This is a genomic window from Pantoea sp. SIMBA_079, from assembly GCF_046940275.1.
GTDB lineage: Bacteria > Pseudomonadota > Gammaproteobacteria > Enterobacterales > Enterobacteriaceae > Pantoea > Pantoea borealis.
Genome location: NZ_JAWRYR010000650.1, coordinates 1 through 251, shown reverse-complemented (window position 1 = coordinate 251; position 251 = coordinate 1). Strand labels below are relative to the sequence as shown.

1 protein-coding gene is annotated in these 251 nt (G+C 62.9%); it reads left to right on the top strand.

Annotated elements, in window-relative coordinates; all coding sequences use genetic code 11:
• The coding region (locus SB719_RS21545; protein ID WP_412159943.1) for an AAA family ATPase at positions 1 to 251 on the top strand (251 nt) is incomplete at both ends.

Sequence of the window (251 nt, the reverse complement as noted above, 5' to 3'; positions counted from 1 at the left end):
CAGACGACCTGAAACTGGCGGTAAACGCGGCCATTACCCTCGAACGCCCGCTGTTGGTCAAGGGCGAACCAGGCACCGGCAAAACCATGCTCGCCGAGCAGCTGGCAGCCTCGTTCGGTGCGCGCCTGATCACCTGGCACATCAAGTCCACCACCAAGGCCCACCAGGGGCTGTACGAGTATGACGCAGTCAGCCGCCTGCGTGATTCGCAGCTGGGCGTGGACAAGGTGCACGATGTGCGCAACTACCTG